The sequence below is a fragment of the Methanosarcina sp. KYL-1 genome (assembly GCF_024372725.1).
Lineage (GTDB): Archaea > Halobacteriota > Methanosarcinia > Methanosarcinales > Methanosarcinaceae > Methanosarcina.
Genome location: NZ_VOUA01000010.1, coordinates 65,075 through 85,240, shown reverse-complemented (window position 1 = coordinate 85,240; position 20,166 = coordinate 65,075). Strand labels below are relative to the sequence as shown.

Genomic DNA, 20,166 nt, shown 5'->3' with positions numbered 1-20,166 from the left:
CGAAAAATCCTCTTTTACCGGTACTTTGAGCGTCCTGGTTTTATAAATATAACTTCAATAAAAAGTATATTTTTATAGCGCCTCTTTCTGATTTTTATACAGAAGCCGGATTTTGAAGGTCTGGGTGTTGTTGGCTTGAGAAATTACCGAAGGTTTTTCTTCTGGAGTATCCTGCTTGCGGCTACAATCACCGCGGTGCACTGCTTGCCTCCTCCTAATCGGTTACAGTTGACGGGACCGTCTTTCCGGAAAACTCTTCGGAACCGAATTCTGCCGAAAATTCCACCGAATACGGAGGTGCTCAGGTAGGAGGAGCTTTTAATTTCATGGTCTCGATGCTCGACCTGCTTGACCTGAACATGAGGCTGATTAATTCCACTGTGGGAGACCGGGTTTCTGACTACCCCTTCCTGGCTCCAACCCTCAAAGACACAGGAAGGAGCAGCGAATCCATGGACTCAACTTCTCTGCCCGGGCTCGGAACCGCAGCTCCTGACCAAAACCGGCTTCACAAACGAACCCCGAAACGCCAGCCTGGAACTGCTGAACGAAAATCTCGGATCCCCGCAGCAGATGATGGACGCCGCAAACTCGAAGTCGATGCAGAAAGCGATTCTGAATACAAAAAGACTTAGTTAATTTTATAAAAAAATAGATCAAAATCGTTAAATTAATTAACAAATCTTGATTACGACTCAACAATGGTAGTTATTATAGGTCAAACTCAATGGAATCTAGAAGAGATATACTATCCATCGTGTGGAAGGATAGTACGTCAAATCATGGAAATATTCACTAATGAAGATAATATAACTATAGAACGGGGCAACAATATTTTAGACTTAAAAATAATTGCAATAAACTCTTCAAATAGGGATATACCGTTTATCGAAATTGATGATTCTGGAAACTTATTGTTGCTTCTTAATCCATTCAATTCATTTCCATTAGTACCGCTGAACGAGAAACCTTTTCCAATTACACTATCCGAAAATAAAATGAATGATTTACGTTATGTCAAACTTGAAATAAAATATACTTCTATGGATCCTAATATTAGGTCATGTAGCTTTTTGAGAACTACTCCATTTATTAATATATTCTTACCGAAAAAAACATCAATGATTTCCATCAACGGGATGATTCAACCTGATATTTCTATCACTATGCCCCTTGGTTGGAGAATGGGTGGAGGAAAAATAGGTCCCAGGCTATTACCAGGGAACAATAATAAAGAGGGGTATTTAGTTGGTATGAAATATTTTGTCGCCGGTTCAAATAAATCGGATTCACGAGTTCCAAAAATAAGTATATCGCGAGAAGCAAAAGTAATTGAAAAAAATGAAATTCAATTTTACGAGCCATATATAACATTAAACCACGGAAAAAGAACATATCACTATTTGATACGCGATAAAGACTATCAGAAAATTAGGTTAATTCCACAGAATACTGAAATTGTTTTCAAATTTAGTTACATTTCTCAAATATCATCAGTTGTTCATCTCATATCCATAATACCATTCTTCTTTTTTTTCCCAATTGCTGCCATTATTATTGGGAAAGTAATTATGAATACATTTAACTTGAGTCTCCCATACATGGTAACATCATTTGAATTTCTAAATATTTTATTTAAGAAAATATCAATAATGAGTATGAAACCAGAATATGCATTGACTATTTCAATTTTAGCATTTTCATTCTTTGGAGTAGAATATAGCATGATTAGAGAAGGTTTTAATATCCCATATAAATATTATCATTACCTCGTATTTTATGCTGTGATAATTGCAGTCTTCCTTATTTTTTACAATTGCATTCAAATAATTCCATTGGTAGATAATGCAACACCTATAAATATGATATAAATTATTTTTTTCCTAAATGAGTATGTTGGAGATAAGAGGAGAATATATTCTGAACTCTAATAACTTTTCTAGTTAGAAACACAATTTAGTTCATATTAGCATTTGATACTTATAAAAAAGTAAAAAAGAAGATCAAAGAATGGATTTAAATGTTTTAATCCTTTGATATGAACTTACCTTGTTTGATCTTCTCTAAAAAATCGACATCGTTATCCAAAGAATCGGGATCTTCTGAGTTAATCATATAGAGTTTATCTGTAACCCAGTTTAGAGATCCCAATGCATGTTCGTATCTCATCACTTATATTACACCTTCTAATAAACTAACAATAATTAATAAAATAAAGCTGATGCATAACCAAATATACCACGTAAAACATACTTATATGTTTTACGATTTGTATCGTTTAGCGTTGTAACATTTAGAGCATTGATTTACTTGCATGGAAAAAACTATGTTTTTAACATTCTTGGTCTAAGCATCTAACCTCGTTTCTCCCCTTAGTATTTCAAGTGCCAGCCCCACAATTGAATATTAAACTACCAAATATATGCGATTATGCAATAAATACGTTTTCCAGCATAGATTATGTTATCAATTGTCGGATTGGATAATGTTTTTCTAATTTTTTAGGGCTTAATTAACTACTTAAAGTTTTTTTAGTAAGAATATACATGGAACTAATTAAAATATTTTTCTATGATAAAATCATTATTTTCCTTATTAAGATCTCTCTATTAAACTTTCCAATATCCAAAATTAATCCTGATTTTAATTTTGTACCTCAAATCCAAAATCTGCACCTAAAGTCCGGTTAAAATGGGACTTTAAGTGCAAAGCCTCTCTTTGCCAAAACCTTTTTATATCAAGTACGATATTAGACATTATTGTACATAATAATACAATAGTGATATCAGATGCACAGCGCAATCCAGCATATCCTTGACACAACAAAAAACCGAATCCGGGCTTGCGAGCCTAATACAGGTTTCGGAGGCCTGCAGGGGGAGTTCACAAAGAGGGACTTCCTCTCTGCAGTGGCAGCTGCCAGTGCCGAAGGGCGGGTCCCGGTTATTGCGGAAGTCAAACCCGCATCTCCGGGGAAGGCTTTTCGGGAGATTAGTCCGGAAGAGGCTGCAAAACTGGCCCGGGAGATGGAAGAAGCCGGAGCTGTTGCAATTTCGGTCCTGACCGAGCCTGAGGTATTCCGGGGCTCGCTTGAAAACCTGGAGGCCGTCAGGAGGACGGTAAGCCTGCCGGTCCTGAGGAAGGACTTCATTATTGACAGGCTGCAGCTGGAGGAAGCCGGAAGCGACCTTGTGCTCCTGATTGCAGGCATCCTGGGAGAAGAACTGGGAGCTTTTGTCGAGCTCGCCCTTGCAAAAGGGTTTGAGCCGCTGGTGGAAGTCCATAACAGCCAGGAACTTGATCTTGCCCTGGAAACCGGCGCAAAGGTCATCGGGATCAACAACCGGAACCTCAAGACGCTTGTAATCGACCTTGCGACCACTGAAGAACTTGCACCCCTCATCCGGGAACACGACCGGAAAAACGGCACACACCACCTAGTAATAAGCGAGAGCGGGATACGCGGGCCTGAAGATGTCCGGAGGGTAATCGAAGCAGGGGCCGATGCCGTGCTTGTCGGGTCTTTGATCATGGAAAGTGAATCTGTTTTTGATAAAACAAAAGAACTCGTCCAGAGCCTTTCATGGCGCTGGTGACTGCTTTTTTTACCGGCTTTTCAGAGCCTTCGCAACTATCACAAATTGCTGAATTCAGGGTTTCGGGCCGAAAAAAAGGTCCTGCCTGAATTAGGAATTCTCAGATTTTTCATACAATACCAAAAAATCACAAAAATCCAGACATCACGAAAATCCAATCACGAAAATCCAATCAGAAAAGAGACAAGGGAGTTATCAAATTGACAGGAACTACAATTTCAGAACCTCATGTGAAAAAACAGGAGCTTGAACTGTCTTCCGGCCTGAAAAACGGGGGAAAAGGCAAGTACGGGAAATACGGGGGGCAGTATGCACCCGAAATCCTGATGCCGGCTTTAGAAGAGCTGGAAGAGGGGTACGAACAGTACAAAAACGACCCCGCATTCCTCCGGGAGCTTGACAGCTACCTCAAAGACTTTGCGGGCAGGGAGACCCCGCTTTACTATGCCCGGAACCTGAGCAAAAAATACGGGACAAAGGTCTACCTCAAGCGCGAAGACCTGGTGCACGGGGGAGCCCACAAATTAAACAACGCCCTCGGGCAGGCGCTCCTTGCAAAGTATATGGGAAAGAGCAGGCTGATCGCCGAGACCGGAGCCGGTCAGCACGGGACTGCTACAGCCATGGTGGGAGCGAACCTGGGGTTCGAGACCATCGTGTACATGGGAGCAAAAGATGTCAAGCGCCAGCAGATGAACGCATACCGGATGGAACTCATGGGCACCGAAGTCCGGCCTGTTCACTCGGGCTCGGCAACCCTCAAGGACGCAATCAACGAGGCGATGCGGGACTGGGTCACAAACGTCGGAAATACTCACTACCTGATCGGGTCAGTAGTGGGGCCCCACCCCTATCCCATGATTGTCCGGGACTTCCAGAGCGTAATCGGGCGCGAGGTAAAGGAGCAGGTCCTGGAAAAGGAAGGGCGGCTTCCGGATTCCATCATTGCCTGCGCCGGGGGCGGGAGTAACGCCATGGGGATTTTCCACCCCTTTGTCGGAGACAGGGATGTCAGGCTCATTGCCGTGGAAGCCGGGGGAAAAGCCCTGAAGTGCACGGAAAAAGCAGCCCTCCACTCGGCCTGCCTCTGTGCGGGAGAAGAAGGGGTCCTGCACGGGGCCCGGACAAAGGTCCTGCAGGACAAAAACGGGCAGATCCTGGAATCTGAGTCCATATCAGCCGGGCTTGACTACTCCGGGGTCGGGCCGGAACTGGCTTACCTTGCCGAGACGGGCAGGGTTACAGCCCGCTACGCCACGGATGACGAGGCCCTTGAAGCCTTCCACGAACTGAGCCGGCTTGAAGGGATCATCCCGGCTCTTGAGTCCTCCCACGCCCTTGCCTATCTGAAAAAAGCAGCAGAAGCCGGGGAACTGGGAGAAATCACAATTGTGAACCTATCGGGCAGGGGAGACAAGGACCTGGATACTGTCTTTCAGCATATGAAGGGGGACCTGAAATGAGCAGACAGAACCTGTCCGGAAAATTCGGTGAGCTGAGGGCAAAAGCCGAAGGAGCCCTTATCGGCTACCTGATGGCAGGAGACCCGTCCCCGAAAACAACTCCGGAGCTTGTGCAGGCCCTGGCAAGGGGAGGGGCAGATGTCATCGAACTGGGCCTCCCGTTCTCAGACCCGGTTGCCGACGGCCCGACAATCCAGGCAGCAGGGCAGAGGGCACTTGCAGCCGGCCTGGATATTGAAGGCTACTTCGAGCTGGCCGAGGCCCTTGATACCGAAGTCCCCCTGGTATGCATGACATATTACAACCCGGTCTTCAGGTACGGGCCTGAAAGGTTTGTGGAGAGGGCCGCAAAAGCCGGGATCAGCGGGTTGATCGTGCCCGACCTGCCTGTGGAAGAGGCAGCCGAACTTCATGAGCACTGCAAAAAGCACGGGCTTGACCTGATTTTCCTGGTCGCACCCACAACCCCGGATGCAAGGGTCAGGAAAATCCTGGAAAAGGGTTCAGGCTTCGTCTACCTGGTCGCAAGGCTCGGGGTCACGGGGGCCAGGGCAGATGTCTCGAATTCCACCACAGAACTGCTTTCCAGGGTGGAAACGGACCTTCCGAAAGCTGTGGGCTTTGGGATCTCCACCGGGGAACAGGCGGCAGAAGTAAGAAAAGCTGGGGCTGACGCCGTAATCGTCGGTTCGGCCTTTGTAAAGATCATCGAAGAAGGGACCGGAGAAGGAAAAGACGTCACTGAAAGAGACGTCAGTGAAAGGTTAGAAGCCCTCGCAAGGGAACTCAAATCCGGCATGCTGGGAACCAATTAAGCAAAAGCACAGGAAGCTGACAGGAAAGAGAGCGGAAGAAGGCGGAAAAGGAAAATAGAGAGTTTTACAGGGAATTTTACAGGGAGTTTTACAGGGAATTTTGAAAGGAGGAGTAAAAATGCAGGCATACATTGAAAAACTGGAAAAAGGGCTCGACCTGAGTTCCGAGGAAGCTGAAGCAGCAATAAGCGAGATTCTGAGTACGGCAACAGACGAGGAAATCGGAGCATTCCTGCTTGCCTTAAGGGCAAAAGGAGAAAAGTCAGGGGAAATCGCAGGCTTCGTGAGGGGCATGAGGAAAGCCGCAAACACGATCAAGCCGGACCTGCCCTTCAGGCTCGTGGACACCTGCGGGACAGGAGGGGACGGGCTGAACACCATAAACGTTTCGACTGCAGCGGCAATTATTACTGCGGCTGTCGGGGTCCCCGTGGCAAAACACGGGAACCGGGCCATTACCTCCATGTCCGGAAGTTCCGACGTGCTCGAGGCCCTGAGGATAAAAGTGGACCTCGCCCCTGAGCAGGTCCTCAGGAGCATCGAAGAAGCAGGCATCGGGTTCATGTTTGCCCCGATTTTCCACCCTGCAATGAAGCGGGTGGCAGGCATAAGAAAACAACTCGGGGTCCGGACGGTTTTCAACATCCTTGGCCCTCTCACCAACCCTGCGGGGGCAAAGGGCCAGGTTGTCGGGGTCTTTGACAAAAACCTCTGTGAACCGATCGCAAGAGCCCTTGCGGAACTGGGAAGCGAACACGCCCTTGTGGTCAACGGGGACGGAATGGACGAGATCTCAAATGTAGGTGAGACCTTTGTTGCGGAGCTGAAAAACGGGGAAGTTTTCACATACACCCTGACCCCTGAGTCCCTCGGGATGCTGCGGGCAAAGCCCGAAGACATCAAAGGCGGCTCCCCGAAAGAAAACGCCCGGGACCTGCTCTGTATCTTCAAGGGACAGAAAGGGCCAAAGAGGGACCTGGTGGTCTTAAACGCCGCAGCAGCCCTTTACGTAGGCGGGATCGTGGGCTCCATCAGGCAGGCAATCCCGATTGCAGAGAATGCCATTGACAGCGGGAAGGTCATGGTCAAGTTCAACCAGTTCAGGGCCTTTAGCGCCGAACTTTTTGAGCAGAGTAAAAAACAGGGCACTCCGGAGAAGTTTATGGCTCCTTCGGGCACTTCCGCATTAAGCCCGGCTTCCGGGGAAAGGGCATGAAGGGCAGGCCAAAGACCCGGATAAAGATCTGCGGGATCCGGAGCGAAGAGGAAATAGGATTTGCAACCCGAAACGGAGCCGATGCAGTCGGCTTCATAACCGAAGTCCCTGTCGAAAGCCCGAGGCGGCTAGATTCTGAAACAGCAGCCGCACTGGTAAGGAAAGTACCAAAAACCCTTAACTCGGTGATGGTCATCATGCCGGAAAACTCCGCCCGGGCCCTGGAACTTATCGAAAAGGTCAGCCCTGACATCGTGCAGATCCATTCCCGCCTGCCCCTCCTTGAACTGGAGGTCATAAGGGAAAAAACAGACATCCCTATCATAAAGACCCTTTCAGTGCCTGCTGGGCTTGGAGCGTCCAAACTCCAGAAACCTGCCATGCAACTCTTTGAAGAGGTCTGCGAGCTGGAAGACAGCGGAGCTGTGGACTGCATACTCCTGGACTCGGGAATTGCCGGAAAGACCGGAGGCACAGGCTGCGTGCACGACTGGGCCCTCAGCCGGAGAATTGCAGAAGAAACGGAACTTCCCCTGGTCCTTGCAGGAGGGCTGAGGCCCGAAAACGTGCAGGAAGCCATAAGGACCGTTGCCCCATACGCCGTAGACACGGCATCGGGGGTTGAAACCGGAGGAAAGAAAGATGAACTGAAAATCCGGAACTTTATTGAAGAAGTGAGGTGTGCCAATGCTTTCCTTTGACCTTAAAAAAGAAGAATTTGAGGAGCTTGTTTCCGGGCTGGAGAAACCGGCTATTGTGCAGCTTCTTGCAAAAATCGATTTAAACAGAACCCGTGCATGCTCCCCCCTCCGGCTTTACCGGAGCCTCAGGAATTCGGGGAACTCAGGCTACTCCTACCTTCTGGAGTCCGTGGAAAAACAGGAAAGCAAAGCAAGGTACTCCTTTGTTGGGAGCGAACCGGACGCCGTGCTGAAAATAGGGGACAGAAAAATTTCACTCGAACTCCTTAACCCGGCTGCTTCCCCCCTCTTCGAGGAGATCTCTTCGAAAATCCGGGAGAGCTGCGAGCCCGGGACAGGGAAGTCGGAAGCAGGAAAGCTTGAGGCTTCAATCCCCCGGGGAAAAGACGTATTCGATGCCCTGCGCCTGGCTTTTCCCACCGCCGATGGAGTCAGGCTCCTGAACGCAAAACACTTTGACAGGCAGACCTTCATGGGAGGGACGATCGGATACACGGCCTATGATGCGATTTATGACAGCTGGTTAGGCGCTGAAAAGGGTTTTGAGTCCGATATCCCGGAACTCCAGTACCTGCTCGTATCAAAAAGCTTTGTGTTCGACCACCTGACCGAAGAAGTGTACATCGTGCTCACCCCCTTCATCCGCCCGGGTTCGGATGCCGGGTCCTTTTACGAAGAAGTATGTGCGGAGGCAGAAAGGCTCTGCTCCCGCTTTGAAGAGACTTTGATGGCAGAAGAAGGAGCAGGAGAAAAAATCCCTGAAGGCACAAAAAATGAAAAAACACCTGGAAGTGAGGAGAAAACAGGAGTCACGGAAATCTCCCCGGCTACCCCTGTGTGCAACACTTCCCAGGCAGAATTTGAGGCTGCCGTGCTCAGGGCAAAAGAACACATTTATGCCGGCGACATTTTCCAGGTGGTGCTTTCCCGGAAATATGAACTTCAGCTGCAGCAGTCCCCCTTTGAGCTCTATATGCAGCTGAGGGCAATCAACCCGAGCCCTTACATGTATATCTTTGAGTTCGGGGACCTGGCGATCGTCGGGGCAAGTCCCGAGACCCTGCTTACGGTCCATAAGCGCAAAGTGATAACAAACCCCATTGCCGGCACCTGTCCCCGGGGAAAATCCGAAGCTGAGGACGAGGCTTTTGCTTCCCATATGCTTAATGATGAAAAGGAAAGGGCAGAACATGTTATGCTGGTAGACCTGGGAAGAAACGACGTGCGCATGGTTTCGGAAAGCGGGTCAGTTAAAGTCTCGGGTTTCATGCAGGTCCTGAAGTATTCCCACGTCCAGCACATAGAAAGTACGGTTTCGGGAACCCTTAGGCCAGAATGCGACCAGTTCGACGCTTTCCGGGCGATTTTTCCGGCAGGGACGCTTTCGGGAGCCCCGAAAATCCGGGCAATGGAGATTATTTCCGAACTTGAAGCTTCCCCCAGAGGGATTTATGGCGGGGGGGTCGGATACTACAGCTGGAACGGGGATGCCGACTTTGCAATCGTTATCCGGACCGTGCTTGTGCAGGGAAATAAAGCTTCGGTGCAGGCAGGGGCCGGGATTGTGGCTGACTCCGACCCGGGATATGAGTTTCGGGAAACTGAAAGAAAGATGGCAGCAATGCTTGCTGCAATCGGCGGAGAACTTTAAGAGAGGGGTTTTTAGTGAAAGTGGTTTTCATAAACAACAAGGATTCCTTCGTATGGAACCTTGTGGATTACATCTCATACTTCGAAAAAGATACCGTTGTCCTTCCGAACACGGTCACACTCGAGGAATTAAGGGCGCTAAAACCTGATGCCCTGGTAATTTCCCCGGGGCCGGGCAGCCCTTCGGACCCGAAGGACATAGGGAACTGCCTGGATATCATCCGGGAACTGGGGCCTGAAATCCCCCTGCTGGGCGTCTGCCTGGGTCACCAGGCGATCAACGTGGCTTTCGGAGGCACTGTAGGCAGGAGCAAAGTGGGGCCCGTGCACGGGAAAAGTTCAAGGGTCATGCATACGGACTCGGCTCTCTTCCGGGAGGTGGGAAGCCCGTTTGAAGGAGGACGATACCATTCCCTGGAAATAGGAAACCCGGCCCCCGGGATAAAGGTCACAGCAAGGGCAGAAGACGGGACCATCATGGCTGTTGAGCACGCACGCTATCCTATTTACGGTCTCCAGTTCCACCCGGAATCCGTGCTGACCCCGGAAGGGCTAAAAATAATTGAAAGTTTCCTGGAAGTTTGCAGGAATTTTAAAAGAAGGCAGCCGGCGGTTTGAAGCCGGCAATGATCTATTTTCCTGCCTTCCATAATTTATCTTTCAAGCTAGATTTTGCTTTTAAGAACTGCTTGATTATACTGCTTGATTATACTGCTTGATTATACTGCTTGATTATACTGCTTGATTATACTGCTTGATTATACTGCTTGATTATACTGCTTAATTATACTGCTTGATTATACTGCTTGATTATACTGCTTAATTATACTGCTTAATTATACTGCTTGATTATTCTTCTTTTCCTGAAGATTCGGCTGGCTCTTCTTCCTCGCTTTCCCCTTCTTCAGCCTCTTCCCCGAAGAATTCTTCTTCTGTGAATTCCTCATTTGGACGGCCCTTATAACCTGCGGGCTGGAGGTTCTGGAGTTCTGCGAATTCGCTGACTGTCTGGGCAATTAGCTGGGGATATATCTCGATCTGTTCCCTTGTGATGAACTTCCCTGCTTCAGAAGCCGTTATGATCCCTTCTCTTGCGGCTTTTGCTGCACTGACAAGATCCTCGAGCTCCTGCTTCCCTGAGATGTAACCGATCTCTTCAAGGGCAAGGGTAGTCCATAGGGTTACGACTTCCATCTTCTTTTCTATAGCTCCCATCCCTATCAGTTCAAGGGCTTCCACAGCATTTGATGCAGGCTCTTTAAACCGGAACTGGGCAGCGCCCTTTCCTATCTCCTGCAGGGCTCTTGAAAAAGACCAGAGGGCATTTGAGAAATTTTTCTCCAGGGAAGGTTCTGCAAGAGTCCTGAGCACCTGGACCGAGGTTGCTGCAACGCTTTCAAGCTTTTTCTGAATTGCTATATTGCCAATATTCCGGAGTGAAATTACGGTCCTCTTCAGGTCGCTCTCTAAACCGGCATTAATCAGCTCTTCCCCAAATTCCCGGAGGTATTCAATATTCTGGAGAGCATCATACTCATTCTGTTCCCTTATTGCTTTTTCTCCAGCTTCTCCAAGTTCAATAGCCTTTTGTTCATTCAATGAGAACATATGTAAACCCCTTTACGGTGAAATCCTTCTTAAAAAGTCCAGATCATGGAATCTGTTTATTTCTATGAATTTAATCTGATATTAGTCTTCCTATATTTTTGAAAAATATGCTATTTAAAAACCTTTGGTTCCGAAAAACCTGTAAACCCTGAAAATCAGTTGAAGAGGAAAGCAAATTTGAAACCAGAAACAAAGAAAGGATACCCGAATAATTACTCCCTTTAAAACAAAACTCCTTTACCTTGAAAGGTAAAAAATAATTTAAAGTTTTCCAATGATTCCCTTTTCCTGAAAAGTAACTTCGGCTTGCATGTTTCTGATTTCCTTTACCGTCCAGTCGAGTTCGGGAGAAGAAATCTTCACGTCCCCAAAAGAATCAAGAAGGGACTCGGCAAAAAGCACCGTACTTCCCAGGTACCCGGCTTCGGCATCTTTCCTGACTACCTCAAGGGACCGGCTTGCCTGAACTGATGCAAGCCCGAGTTTCCTCTGGCAGGAGACCTTCCCAAGTTCTCCCAGGCAGTGAAGGGGAGTGCACGTCTCCCTGCAAATCCTCCGCTCTGTTATACTGCTTCTCCCACTGTTAAGAATAACGCCGTTCAGGGCAAGCTGGGCTTTTTCCAGCAAGAGTTCGGCACTGATCACAGCTTTTTCAAGTCTCGCCGAAGCCGCACATTTCCCCACATCGCGGATCAGCGAAGGAATGTCGGCCCGGAAAGCTTCGAAATCCCATTTTTCACAGCAGGTCCCAAGTTCCATCAGGAAAGCCTGGCTTGCAATAGCCACTTTTTCCATCCCCTGCCTGGCTGCTTCCTTTCCGACCTCTTTAAGGGAAGAGGCCACCAGCCTGAAGGGGACATGCATTTTCTGGTCAGCCGCCTCTTTTCCCAGGGCTGTAAGGGCCACAGCAGCCCTGAAAACAGCCTCATCATCTCCTTTTGCAGCCGCTTCCTGCCCGATTTTCCCCAGGAAGACTGCCGCATCAAGGAGCCCTGCTTTCATATTGCACACGGCAGCCGCTTCGCCCAGAGTCTGTATACAGGAGATAGCCTTTTCAGGGTCTCTTTCGGGGTAATGCACTGCAAGCTCAAGCCCGAGTTTGCCCAGCTCATCCACAGCCCGAATGAGCTTCATTTCATCCTTCCCCCTGACCGCTGAAAAACCAAGATCAAGCAGCCGGGTTTCTTCAGTAAAAGGCATAAATAACCTCCATTTCCACAGCCGTTATTATATTTTATGAACCGTCAGGTTATTATGTTTTTGTTTTTTGTTCCAATTTTTTGCCCAGTAATACGCGAACCGAGCCTGAAAAGCAGTACTTTCCATGAAAAAATGTATCCGACAAATGTATCCGACAAATGTATCCGACAAATGTATCCGACAAATGTATCCGACAAATGTATCCGACAAATGTATCCGACAAATGTATTCCGGACAAATAGATCAAAAATAGATCCTAAATTTGACAGTTTCAACTATTTCTTATTTAATTTTGGTAGTTAAATCAAATTGCGGGCGGCCCGAAGCATACCCCACCTTTTAAGGTGGGGTGGCCGCCCGCAATTTGATTTTCAAGCAGGTTGATAACTGCCAGATCTATAAGGAACCTGAAAGGCTCCTGAAGGTCATAAGCCAGACTGTTTTTACCTGGGTTCATTTCATGCAAGAAACCTGCATGAGCATCAGGACCTGCAGTATTAATGGCCCTCAGGCATTAGGATTCAAGCAGATAATACCCAGCTCCTTGATAATACAGACCATCCTGAAGCCAAATTTGAAGGGGATGTTGGAGTTCTGCAAAGGAGACATCTGAAGCCTGAAGGATGTGTGTATATTGGCAAGGAAGCAAAATATGAAAAGTAATTGAACCTGTCCAGTAAATTGAACAGATGTGAAAATCAGAATTAAATAGATATAGGGACATGGAAATTAGCTTTGTTCATCATTTCCAAATGTTTTTTTCCACAAAAACCTATTTTTATTGCTCATAAGCAAAAATATCTTCGATCTTACAGTCAAAAAATCTGGCAAGGCTGAAAGCCAGTTCCAGACTTGGATCATATTTTCCTCTTTCGATAGCATTGATGGTCTGTCTGGTGACGCCTACTTTTTTGGCCAATTCTTCCTGGGTTATATCGTTTTTAGCACGCCAGACTTTGATATTATTTTTCATCACCATTCCTCTTTTTACATCTTTCTTCTGTACCACTGAAAGATTCCCGCATAAGAGATTCCTGTAATAGCAAAAAGTGCTCCTACTACCGGCTGTGCTGGCAATTGAATGTTCAAAATGCCAAGAGTAGCATACAGAACTCCCTGAAGTATAAATATTATCTGGAAGGTTTTGAAACTGGCTTTTTCTGCAATCCGATAATCCCTTTCATCTTCCTTTATTTCTCCACTTTTTCTGATTTTGTATTTCCACAGTGCTATTAGAATAAGTGCAACACCTGCAACTATTAATCCCGCCGCGGCACCAGATACGCTTGAAACCCAGGTCGGGCTATATGCCCATATATAAATCCCAATCGTAACCAGAAAGATTCCAATTGTGAACGAACCAATTTCTTGAGCTTTCGTATTTATCACCATGTAAAACATACCTTACATATAGTATATAAAACTATTCATTTAGACGTAGAGTATTTACATCTGCCATCATGCAAGGATTGCCCAGCCAGGCCAAAGGCGTCGGACTTAATTTCCGGATAGTAAAGGAGACAAAAAATAACTCGAAGGAACTCGAATAGTTACATATCGCCTGAGAGTTGGAGGCTATCGGTTTTTCGATCAAATTGATGAAGAAGAAAAGGAAGTATAAGTTTTTGATATTCTTACATCTGAGCAAGCACATAAGAAATATGGAAGGATGTAAACTTCCAATTGCCCGTAACAATGGTTTTTACTTTCAAGCTCTAAAAAAATTCTTTTTGAATACCCATTCAAGTGTAACATCATTTCGATTACTTGAAAACTTCCCATAACTGCAACTTCGTTTTTCATGAGGAAATGGTATTTCTGCATACCTGTAGTCAGGACTTGCCAAATATTTTATCCTAATTGGGAATGAAGTCGAATTTTGAGGCATCCTTTTGAGAACACAGATCCTAAAATATGTGTCCAAATACAATGTTTTTATAATTCTTAATATATATTCTACCATTTTTTAATATCATTGAGTATATAGAAATTTAGTAGAACTTACGCGATTGAACTGAATAATCAATAGTGTAAAACCTTTAAATGCCTAAAATATAGACTAAAGCCACAGTGTTTATTGCACTTGATTTTACACCTCAAGTGCGTAAGTTGACATTTCTCGCAAGGGGAGCAGAGGAGGTACCAAATATGCCCTATCCGTTTTACAACAAAGAATTTGAGTTTACTCAACCTGATGGGACTCAGATAAGGCTTAGGGGTTGGGGGAACCAGAATTATGCTGTTTTTGAGACACTCGATGGATTCACAGTCATTAAGGACCCGGTTACGGGCTATTATGAGTATGCTAAGCTGTCAGCCGATGGGAGCTTCCTCGAGCCCACAGGCATCAGAGTTGGGCTTGTAGATCCGGCAGTCCTCGGGATTGAGAAGCATATAAGGATATCAAAGGAAGCAGCTAAGCAGGAGTCAAGGATGGCCTACCACATGATGGCTGCCACAACACGATGGGAAGAGAGGAGGCAGGAGGCAAAACAGGCGAAAAGAATGGCTGCGATGTCCATGGGCTTCCTTCCGGCTCCCCCGAAGGAGGAGAAGAAGGGTGATTATATTGGGCTTTGCATCCTGGTCCAGTTTCCCGATGTCCCTGGCACCATCCCGCAATCCGAGGTAGAGAAATTCTGCAACAAGCAGGGCTATACAGGTTTCGGAAATGCAGGATCTGTCCATGATTATTTCTCCGATGCTTCGGGTGGGAAGCTGAAATATACGAACATAGTCACACAGTACTATACAGCCAGAAACCCAAGGGACTACTATACCAATCCTGCTATAAGTCATGGACGGAGGGCCAGGGAGCTGATACTCGAGGCCCTGGAGGATCTCAAAGCAAAGGGGTTCGATTTCAGCAGTCTAAGCACGGATAACAAAGGGTTCGTTTATGCCCTGAATGTTTTTTACGCCGGACCCATCAAAAATAACTGGCGGGAGGGACTCTGGCCTCATTCATGGGATTTGGGTACTTCTTTCGATATCGGAAACGGGAAAAAACTTTACGATTACCAGATTACCAATATGGGTAGCGAGCTGACTTTGGAAACATTCTGCCACGAGAACGGCCATATGGTCTGCGATTTTCCCGACCTCTACGACTATGGAGCTGAGTCCAACGGCGTCGGCAGTTATTGTCTAATGTGCTTCGGAGGGACCGACGAAAAAAACCCAGTCCAAATCTGCGCCTACCTAAAGTACAAGGCTGGCTGGGCCGACCAGGTAACACCCCTCACAGATGGTACATATACGGCCAAGGCAGGAACGAATGAGTTCTTTATAGCCGTTAAAAACCCCATCGAGTACTATATACTCGAGAACAGACACCGGGAAAATAGGGACAGATCCTTGCCTTCTTCTGGACTCGCCGTATGGCATGTGGACGAACTGGGGAGCAATGAATACGAAGATATGACTCCTGAGAAGCATTACGAGTGCTCCATCGTCCAGGCAGACAACCGGTTTGATCTGGAGCATCGGGTCAATAAAGGAGATGCAAATGATCTTTTCAATAAAAATACCGGCCCGAAGTTTGGCAACTCCACAAAGCCTCATAGCAGGTGGTGGGACGGCACCCCGTCAGGACTGGAGATCATCGATATTGGGGATGCGGGCAAAGATGTAACCTTCAGGTTCGTTAAGAAAGAGGGTGAGTTCAAGAAGGCATCGAGCCCCGCAAAGGCGATACCCGATAACGATCCCATCGGCATCAGTGATAAGATAGTATTTGATGACGATGCTGTGGTCTCCTCATTGAAGGTAGACATCGATATAACCCATCCGTACATTGGGGACTTGAAGGTGACGCTGATCTCTCCATCGGGTGCCCGGGCAATCCTCCACAATAGGAAGGGCGGCAGCGCTGACAACCTGAAGACCACTTTAGATGTCGCCTCAACACCGGAGCTCGGGAATATCATTGGCAAGCCCCTGAGGGGAGAATGGGTGCTCTCAGTGCAGGACGTTGCAGCATCGGATAAGGGGATCCTGAATAATTGGGGCCTCGAGATAGGAGGCTCCAGAGGCAGCGTTATAGAGATGGAAGACGAAGCGGCTGAGAAAATACCGGATGACAGCGAGATGGGGATCGCAAGGTCAATGACTTTGGAGGCTTCCGGTCAGGTAAAGAGCATGGAGGTTGCCATCGATATAACACACACATACATAGGTGACCTCAAGGTAACCCTTATGTCACCCAAGGGAACGAGCATAGATCTGCACAACAGGTCTGGCAGCGGGCAGGATAACCTTATAAAAACTTATTCTGCCTCCACGACGCCCGACCTGGCAAAGCTATCCGGAGAATCCATTGGAGGTAAATGGACACTGAAGGTCGTAGATCTGGCGAGAGAAGATGTGGGGAAGCTCAACAGATGGTCCCTTAAGATCATTCCCTTTAAAGGCGCAGCGCCGGAGATTTTAGCAGCTTGATTTGAAAGGCATGCCCGGGCATCCATACCAATCTGCCCAAAATCTATCACGAAGGAGGACTATCCATCACGTCTCTACCCGGGGGGCTTCTGCCCCTTTATCCTCCCTACCTTACTGCTGCCTACATCGATTGCCTGAGCTGCCGACGAGCGGTTATTAGCTCCCTCACATGTTCTATCGTATCCTCACCAGACCATTGTGCAGGGAGACTTTGATCCTTGTGTTCATTAGCGCCTGGATGAGTGATTCACCAAAAGCGGATAGGTTCTAACTTTTTCACATTTGATTTCTGTTCATAACAACAGGAACGTCGCAAGCTCGCACTGAAACCTGAGACAGCCATGGATGAAGTTGTCTTCAATGCAGGAAAGCCGGGCTTCTGCAAATGTGGCAACAAGATTTATTCTTTGGGAGCGCAGAAGATCACGAATACCTCACCCTTCATTCTCGGTAGTGTCCCGAATTTGCTGTAAAAATAGTCTCTATACCCTTTTACTCTCTTGTATGAAAATCTGCTTTTTACATGGCTGCAAGGTGCATAAAAGCAGTATATATTTATGCCGTTTGCTTTATATTACGTGAACTTCTAATATTTATCGGGGATCTATAATATGAGATTTTTAGACATTGGTGTGGGAACATTTGGAGAATTGATCAGCACCAGAATATTTGACAGCCCCATCGCGTAATAAACGCTAATACGAATCATTCAAAAAAAATAGGGAGTGTTGGAATTGGTTTCATCCACAGTTGTCCTTGTTTTTTGCCTGGTGACATTTGCAGCTATCCACAGCCTTACGGCAAGCCTGCCTTGCAAACGCTTCGTCGTGCGCGTCCTGGGTCCCGGGGTGGAAAAATTATATTTGCCGATATACAGCCTCATCGCATTTGTAACGATTACGCCGCTCGTCTATCTGCTTATCAAAAATCCGGGGCCGATCCTCTACATAGTACCTTCTCCCTGGCGCTGGCTGATGGTCGGTGGACAGTTGGTTGCTGCAATCGTTGCCCCCAGAGCAATGCTTGATGCACCCCACAGGTTCAAGATACGCGCACAGCTATCCGCACCAAATACTCCTGAAGCAGGTCCCCTGGATATACGGGGCATTTACCGCTGGGTAAGGGACCCTTTCCTGCTCACCGGGCTGATAATTATCTGGCTCACTCCCTTCATGACCGTCAACCTGCTTGTCATATACATTTTGTCCAGCATATACCTGTATATGGGGTCCCTGCACTGGGAAACCAGGCTGGTATCCCAGTTCGGCGACGAATACCGGGAGTACCGGAAACGGGTTCACAGGATAATCCCCCATTCAGGGGGACATCCTTAAAGAATTTAGAACTGTGTTTTCTGGTTTTCTGCAGGCAACCAGCAAATTCTCAAGCCTAATATGCAATGCTAAATATAATTAAAGCATAATTAAATGCAAACATCGGAAATACCATAAACCGTGCCTGGTAGAAATCAGCGGGTAAGTCACAGGTAAATCAACGGGTAAATCAACGGGTTGATGAAAGTTTATGATAAAAGCAGGCGGCTCCTTTTCCTATAAGGGAAAACGCTGTACCATAGGTGCTGTTATTTCACTCAAAGGGCTGCCTCACATGGTCACAGCTTCTCATATATTCCGTGGGGAAGGAGACCATTTAATAGTTGATGGAATGGAAGTCACCGTTACGAGCATTTTGAAAGCTTTTGATTTAGCCCTTATAGAGCTTCCTCCTGAATGCGCTGTTGAAATCACTGAGCTTGGCTGCGCAGCCGAACTGGAGCAGGCTTTGCTTGTCAATGATCTTCATGTTATCAAATGCAGGGTGGTCAATGCCGGAGCTTCGCTACTTTATCTGGGCTTTCGGTGTCGGGATATGCCGCAGCCGGGAGATAGCGGATCCCCTATCATGCAGGCAGGAAAAGTAGTAGGGTTTATTTCCTCAGTGACGATGGACAACTGCATGGGAACTGCGATCTCAGCTAACATTCTCCGCAGCCTGATAGGATAAAGAGGATGAAATATGAGGATGAAAACGAAGGATGAAAATGAAGGATGAAAATGAAGGGAAAAGAGAAGAAACGGTTCCGTGGAAATCCTGTTATATTGCTGAAAAGGTTCTGGTTATGACCTTGTTTAACACCAGTTTCAACCTGTCGTGATCTTCAGATCGTTCACAAGACACTCACCGCCCGCCTCAGCGGGCGGCATTTTCCGAAATACATGGGAAAAATGTTTGAAGAATAAATTGCTGACAGGGCCCTTCACTCTGATTTTGCGTTCTGTTTTCGATATCCTGCTTTCGATATTCTGCTTTTGACATAATGCCTCAAGGCAAATCACAACATGAAAAACAGAGAAGAGATTCCTACAAAACTCTGTTAACATCCATGTGTATCTTTTAAGTCACTGGAATGACCTTTTTAGTCAGCTATGTGTATTTTGAGAAGTTATGATTATGACCTATTTAATCAAGTATATGTATTTATCAGACCAGTTTATATAATTCAGGCACTTGAATATTCTTTATGGAAAATCCGGTCGTCGAAGACGACCGGTGAGAGCGCCGGTACCTGAAAAGCAAATCGAAAAAAGGTTATTGTGAATAGCTAAACAGGGGATTTACACTGGCCTATCCCGGTCAAAATTCCCCGGGCGGGTTAAAATTCCCCAATAATCTGAAGCACGATTTTTCTTACCTTTTCAATCCTGTCAAAGTTTATGTATACAATCTGCTGCCAGGTCCCGAGTGTCAACCTTTTTTCAACAATAGGAACCGTAAGGCTCGGGCCGACGAGCAGTGCCCTTAAATGAGAGCTTCCGTTGAAATCGCCCCAGGTTTAGTTATACGTTAATCATCAACATATACTTTTTGATAAAAAACTGGATTAGATTGATGAAAAATCGAGACATTTCATTTAAATACTAGTGTTAAAAGTGGTCATATAAGTAATACTTATTATGCAAAAAGCCCTTTTTTGAATTTTGAATATTTACACAGAAGTTATTTTTTACACAAAGCCATTCTTCCAGAAAAAGTTTTATCCCTTACCGCCAATTATTGAAGAGATGAGTAAAAATGAGTGACAAAACCACGGAATATAATAAAGAAGAATCAGTAAAGCAGAAATTAGAAAAGTTTGCATATGGATATTATTTGCATATAAATGAGAATGGATATCAGTCTGGTCCAGTCAAAAAAGGAAGACTTGAAGCAGCAAAAGAAATAGCGTCTATTTTCATAGACGAAGATGAAATAAAAAACATAGTAGAAAAAGCTAAAAGTGACGCTAAAGCTAAATTTTCTAACTAAGTATATGCAAGTGGTATTTCTACAAACAATTAATATTTATTGTATTATATACTAAGCCTTTTTCTGAAAAATATATTGTGTGTCTACCTGATTTGGTATGATTAGGTATTACTATGCCTTCCGCTATCGATATCTAGGTATGTTTAAGGTAGGATTAAGATAGGATTAAGA

The 20,166-nt window shown here is 46.2% G+C and carries 19 protein-coding genes and 1 pseudogene; 13 read left to right on the top strand and 7 right to left on the bottom strand.

The features are described 5' to 3' along the window. Positions 1–326: 326 nt before the first annotated feature. From FTO70_RS09110 to FTO70_RS09070, 9 genes are all read left to right on the top strand, one after another. Positions 327–635, top strand: coding sequence for a hypothetical protein (locus tag FTO70_RS09110; protein ID WP_255335440.1), 309 nt, complete (start codon positions 327–329; stop codon positions 633–635). Between the two features lie 66 nt (positions 636–701). Next, positions 702–1,871: a hypothetical protein gene (locus tag FTO70_RS09105; RefSeq protein ID WP_255335439.1), complete on the top strand. Its 1,170-nt coding sequence runs from the start codon at positions 702–704 to the stop codon at positions 1,869–1,871. Positions 1,872–2,789: 918 nt separating this feature from the next. Continuing rightward, positions 2,790–3,596: an indole-3-glycerol-phosphate synthase gene (locus FTO70_RS09100; RefSeq protein WP_255335438.1), complete on the top strand. Its 807-nt coding sequence runs from the start codon at positions 2,790–2,792 to the stop codon at positions 3,594–3,596. Between the two features lie 251 nt (positions 3,597–3,847). Beyond that, positions 3,848–5,059: a tryptophan synthase subunit beta gene (gene trpB / locus FTO70_RS09095; protein WP_255335451.1), complete on the top strand. Its 1,212-nt coding sequence runs from the start codon at positions 3,848–3,850 to the stop codon at positions 5,057–5,059. Continuing rightward, the gene (trpA, locus tag FTO70_RS09090; RefSeq protein WP_255335437.1) at positions 5,056–5,874 is read left to right on the top strand and encodes a tryptophan synthase subunit alpha; all 819 of its coding nucleotides are present in this window, start codon (positions 5,056–5,058) and stop codon (positions 5,872–5,874) included. The genes trpB and trpA overlap by 4 nt, the downstream gene beginning before the upstream one ends. A gap of 118 nt (positions 5,875–5,992) precedes the next feature. Further along, entirely contained in the window at positions 5,993–7,090 is a 1,098-nt protein-coding gene (gene trpD, locus FTO70_RS09085; RefSeq protein ID WP_255335436.1) for an anthranilate phosphoribosyltransferase, read from the top strand. Further along, on the top strand, positions 7,087–7,791 hold the full coding sequence (locus tag FTO70_RS09080) for a phosphoribosylanthranilate isomerase (RefSeq protein ID WP_255335435.1): 705 nt from the start codon (positions 7,087–7,089) through the stop codon (positions 7,789–7,791). The genes trpD and FTO70_RS09080 overlap by 4 nt, the downstream gene beginning before the upstream one ends. Then, positions 7,778–9,442, top strand: a complete 1,665-nt coding sequence (trpE, locus tag FTO70_RS09075; RefSeq protein WP_255335434.1) for an anthranilate synthase component I — start codon at positions 7,778–7,780, stop codon at positions 9,440–9,442. The genes FTO70_RS09080 and trpE overlap by 14 nt, the downstream gene beginning before the upstream one ends. A gap of 14 nt (positions 9,443–9,456) precedes the next feature. Next, positions 9,457–10,059, top strand: a complete 603-nt coding sequence (locus FTO70_RS09070) for an aminodeoxychorismate/anthranilate synthase component II (RefSeq protein WP_255335433.1) — start codon at positions 9,457–9,459, stop codon at positions 10,057–10,059. A 231-nt stretch (positions 10,060–10,290) separates the two neighbouring features. On the opposite strand, the gene FTO70_RS09065 is transcribed toward FTO70_RS09070, so the two are convergent. The 6 genes from FTO70_RS09065 to FTO70_RS09040 form a co-directional block, all read right to left on the bottom strand. After that, a complete protein-coding gene (locus FTO70_RS09065; protein ID WP_255335432.1) occupies positions 10,291–11,049 on the bottom strand; it encodes a hypothetical protein in 759 nt (252 codons plus the stop codon). A 261-nt stretch (positions 11,050–11,310) separates the two neighbouring features. Further along, positions 11,311–12,249, bottom strand: coding sequence for a hypothetical protein (locus FTO70_RS09060; protein ID WP_255335431.1), 939 nt, complete (start codon positions 12,247–12,249; stop codon positions 11,311–11,313). Positions 12,250–12,553: 304 nt separating this feature from the next. After that, positions 12,554–12,751: a CRISPR-associated endonuclease Cas1 gene (locus tag FTO70_RS09055; RefSeq protein WP_369694354.1), complete on the bottom strand. Its 198-nt coding sequence runs from the start codon at positions 12,749–12,751 to the stop codon at positions 12,554–12,556. Positions 12,752–13,027: 276 nt separating this feature from the next. Beyond that, positions 13,028–13,222 carry a helix-turn-helix transcriptional regulator gene (locus FTO70_RS09050; RefSeq protein ID WP_304364456.1) on the bottom strand — a complete coding sequence of 65 codons (195 nt, stop codon included), beginning with the start codon at positions 13,220–13,222 and terminating at the stop codon, positions 13,028–13,030. Positions 13,223–13,236: 14 nt separating this feature from the next. Further along, entirely contained in the window at positions 13,237–13,641 is a 405-nt protein-coding gene (locus tag FTO70_RS09045; protein ID WP_255335430.1) for a DUF2178 domain-containing protein, read from the bottom strand. 198 nt (positions 13,642–13,839) lie between these two features. Further along, positions 13,840–14,052 carry a hypothetical protein gene (locus tag FTO70_RS09040; RefSeq protein WP_255335429.1) on the bottom strand — a complete coding sequence of 71 codons (213 nt, stop codon included), beginning with the start codon at positions 14,050–14,052 and terminating at the stop codon, positions 13,840–13,842. A gap of 267 nt (positions 14,053–14,319) precedes the next feature. On the opposite strand from FTO70_RS09040, the gene FTO70_RS09035 reads away from it, so the two are divergent. The 3 genes from FTO70_RS09035 (at position 14,320) to FTO70_RS09025 (ending at position 18,693) form a co-directional block, all read left to right on the top strand. Continuing rightward, positions 14,320–16,689, top strand: coding sequence for a M6 family metalloprotease domain-containing protein (locus FTO70_RS09035; protein ID WP_255335428.1), 2,370 nt, complete (start codon positions 14,320–14,322; stop codon positions 16,687–16,689). 734 nt (positions 16,690–17,423) lie between these two features. After that, positions 17,424–18,023: an NnrU family protein gene (locus FTO70_RS09030; protein WP_255335427.1), complete on the top strand. Its 600-nt coding sequence runs from the start codon at positions 17,424–17,426 to the stop codon at positions 18,021–18,023. Positions 18,024–18,213: 190 nt separating this feature from the next. Further along, a complete protein-coding gene (locus FTO70_RS09025; RefSeq protein ID WP_255335426.1) occupies positions 18,214–18,693 on the top strand; it encodes a serine protease in 480 nt (159 codons plus the stop codon). A 649-nt stretch (positions 18,694–19,342) separates the two neighbouring features. On the opposite strand, the pseudogene FTO70_RS09020 reads toward FTO70_RS09025, so the two are convergent. Next, positions 19,343–19,498: pseudogene (locus tag FTO70_RS09020) on the bottom strand (YjbQ family protein); the annotation flags it as partial. Positions 19,499–19,761: 263 nt separating this feature from the next. Between FTO70_RS09020 and FTO70_RS09015 the strand changes: the two are divergent. Next, positions 19,762–19,995, top strand: a complete 234-nt coding sequence (locus FTO70_RS09015) for a hypothetical protein (protein WP_255335425.1) — start codon at positions 19,762–19,764, stop codon at positions 19,993–19,995. The last annotated feature ends 171 nt before the right edge of the window (positions 19,996–20,166 follow it).

Coding starts and splice junctions, on each gene's coding strand:
- FTO70_RS09110 (WP_255335440.1), top strand. CDS start 327: ATGGTCTCGATGCTCGACCTGCTTGACCTGAACATGAGGCTGATTAAT.
- FTO70_RS09105 (WP_255335439.1), top strand. CDS start 702: ATGGTAGTTATTATAGGTCAAACTCAATGGAATCTAGAAGAGATATAC.
- FTO70_RS09100 (WP_255335438.1), top strand. CDS start 2,790: ATGCACAGCGCAATCCAGCATATCCTTGACACAACAAAAAACCGAATC.
- trpA (WP_255335437.1), top strand. CDS start 5,056: ATGAGCAGACAGAACCTGTCCGGAAAATTCGGTGAGCTGAGGGCAAAA.
- trpD (WP_255335436.1), top strand. CDS start 5,993: ATGCAGGCATACATTGAAAAACTGGAAAAAGGGCTCGACCTGAGTTCC.
- FTO70_RS09080 (WP_255335435.1), top strand. CDS start 7,087: ATGAAGGGCAGGCCAAAGACCCGGATAAAGATCTGCGGGATCCGGAGC.
- trpE (WP_255335434.1), top strand. CDS start 7,778: ATGCTTTCCTTTGACCTTAAAAAAGAAGAATTTGAGGAGCTTGTTTCC.
- FTO70_RS09065 (WP_255335432.1), bottom strand. CDS start 11,049: ATGTTCTCATTGAATGAACAAAAGGCTATTGAACTTGGAGAAGCTGGA.
- FTO70_RS09060 (WP_255335431.1), bottom strand. CDS start 12,249: ATGCCTTTTACTGAAGAAACCCGGCTGCTTGATCTTGGTTTTTCAGCG.
- FTO70_RS09050 (WP_304364456.1), bottom strand. CDS start 13,222: ATGAAAAATAATATCAAAGTCTGGCGTGCTAAAAACGATATAACCCAG.
- FTO70_RS09045 (WP_255335430.1), bottom strand. CDS start 13,641: ATGGTGATAAATACGAAAGCTCAAGAAATTGGTTCGTTCACAATTGGA.
- FTO70_RS09040 (WP_255335429.1), bottom strand. CDS start 14,052: ATGAAAAACGAAGTTGCAGTTATGGGAAGTTTTCAAGTAATCGAAATG.
- FTO70_RS09025 (WP_255335426.1), top strand. CDS start 18,214: ATGATAAAAGCAGGCGGCTCCTTTTCCTATAAGGGAAAACGCTGTACC.
- FTO70_RS09015 (WP_255335425.1), top strand. CDS start 19,762: ATGAGTGACAAAACCACGGAATATAATAAAGAAGAATCAGTAAAGCAG.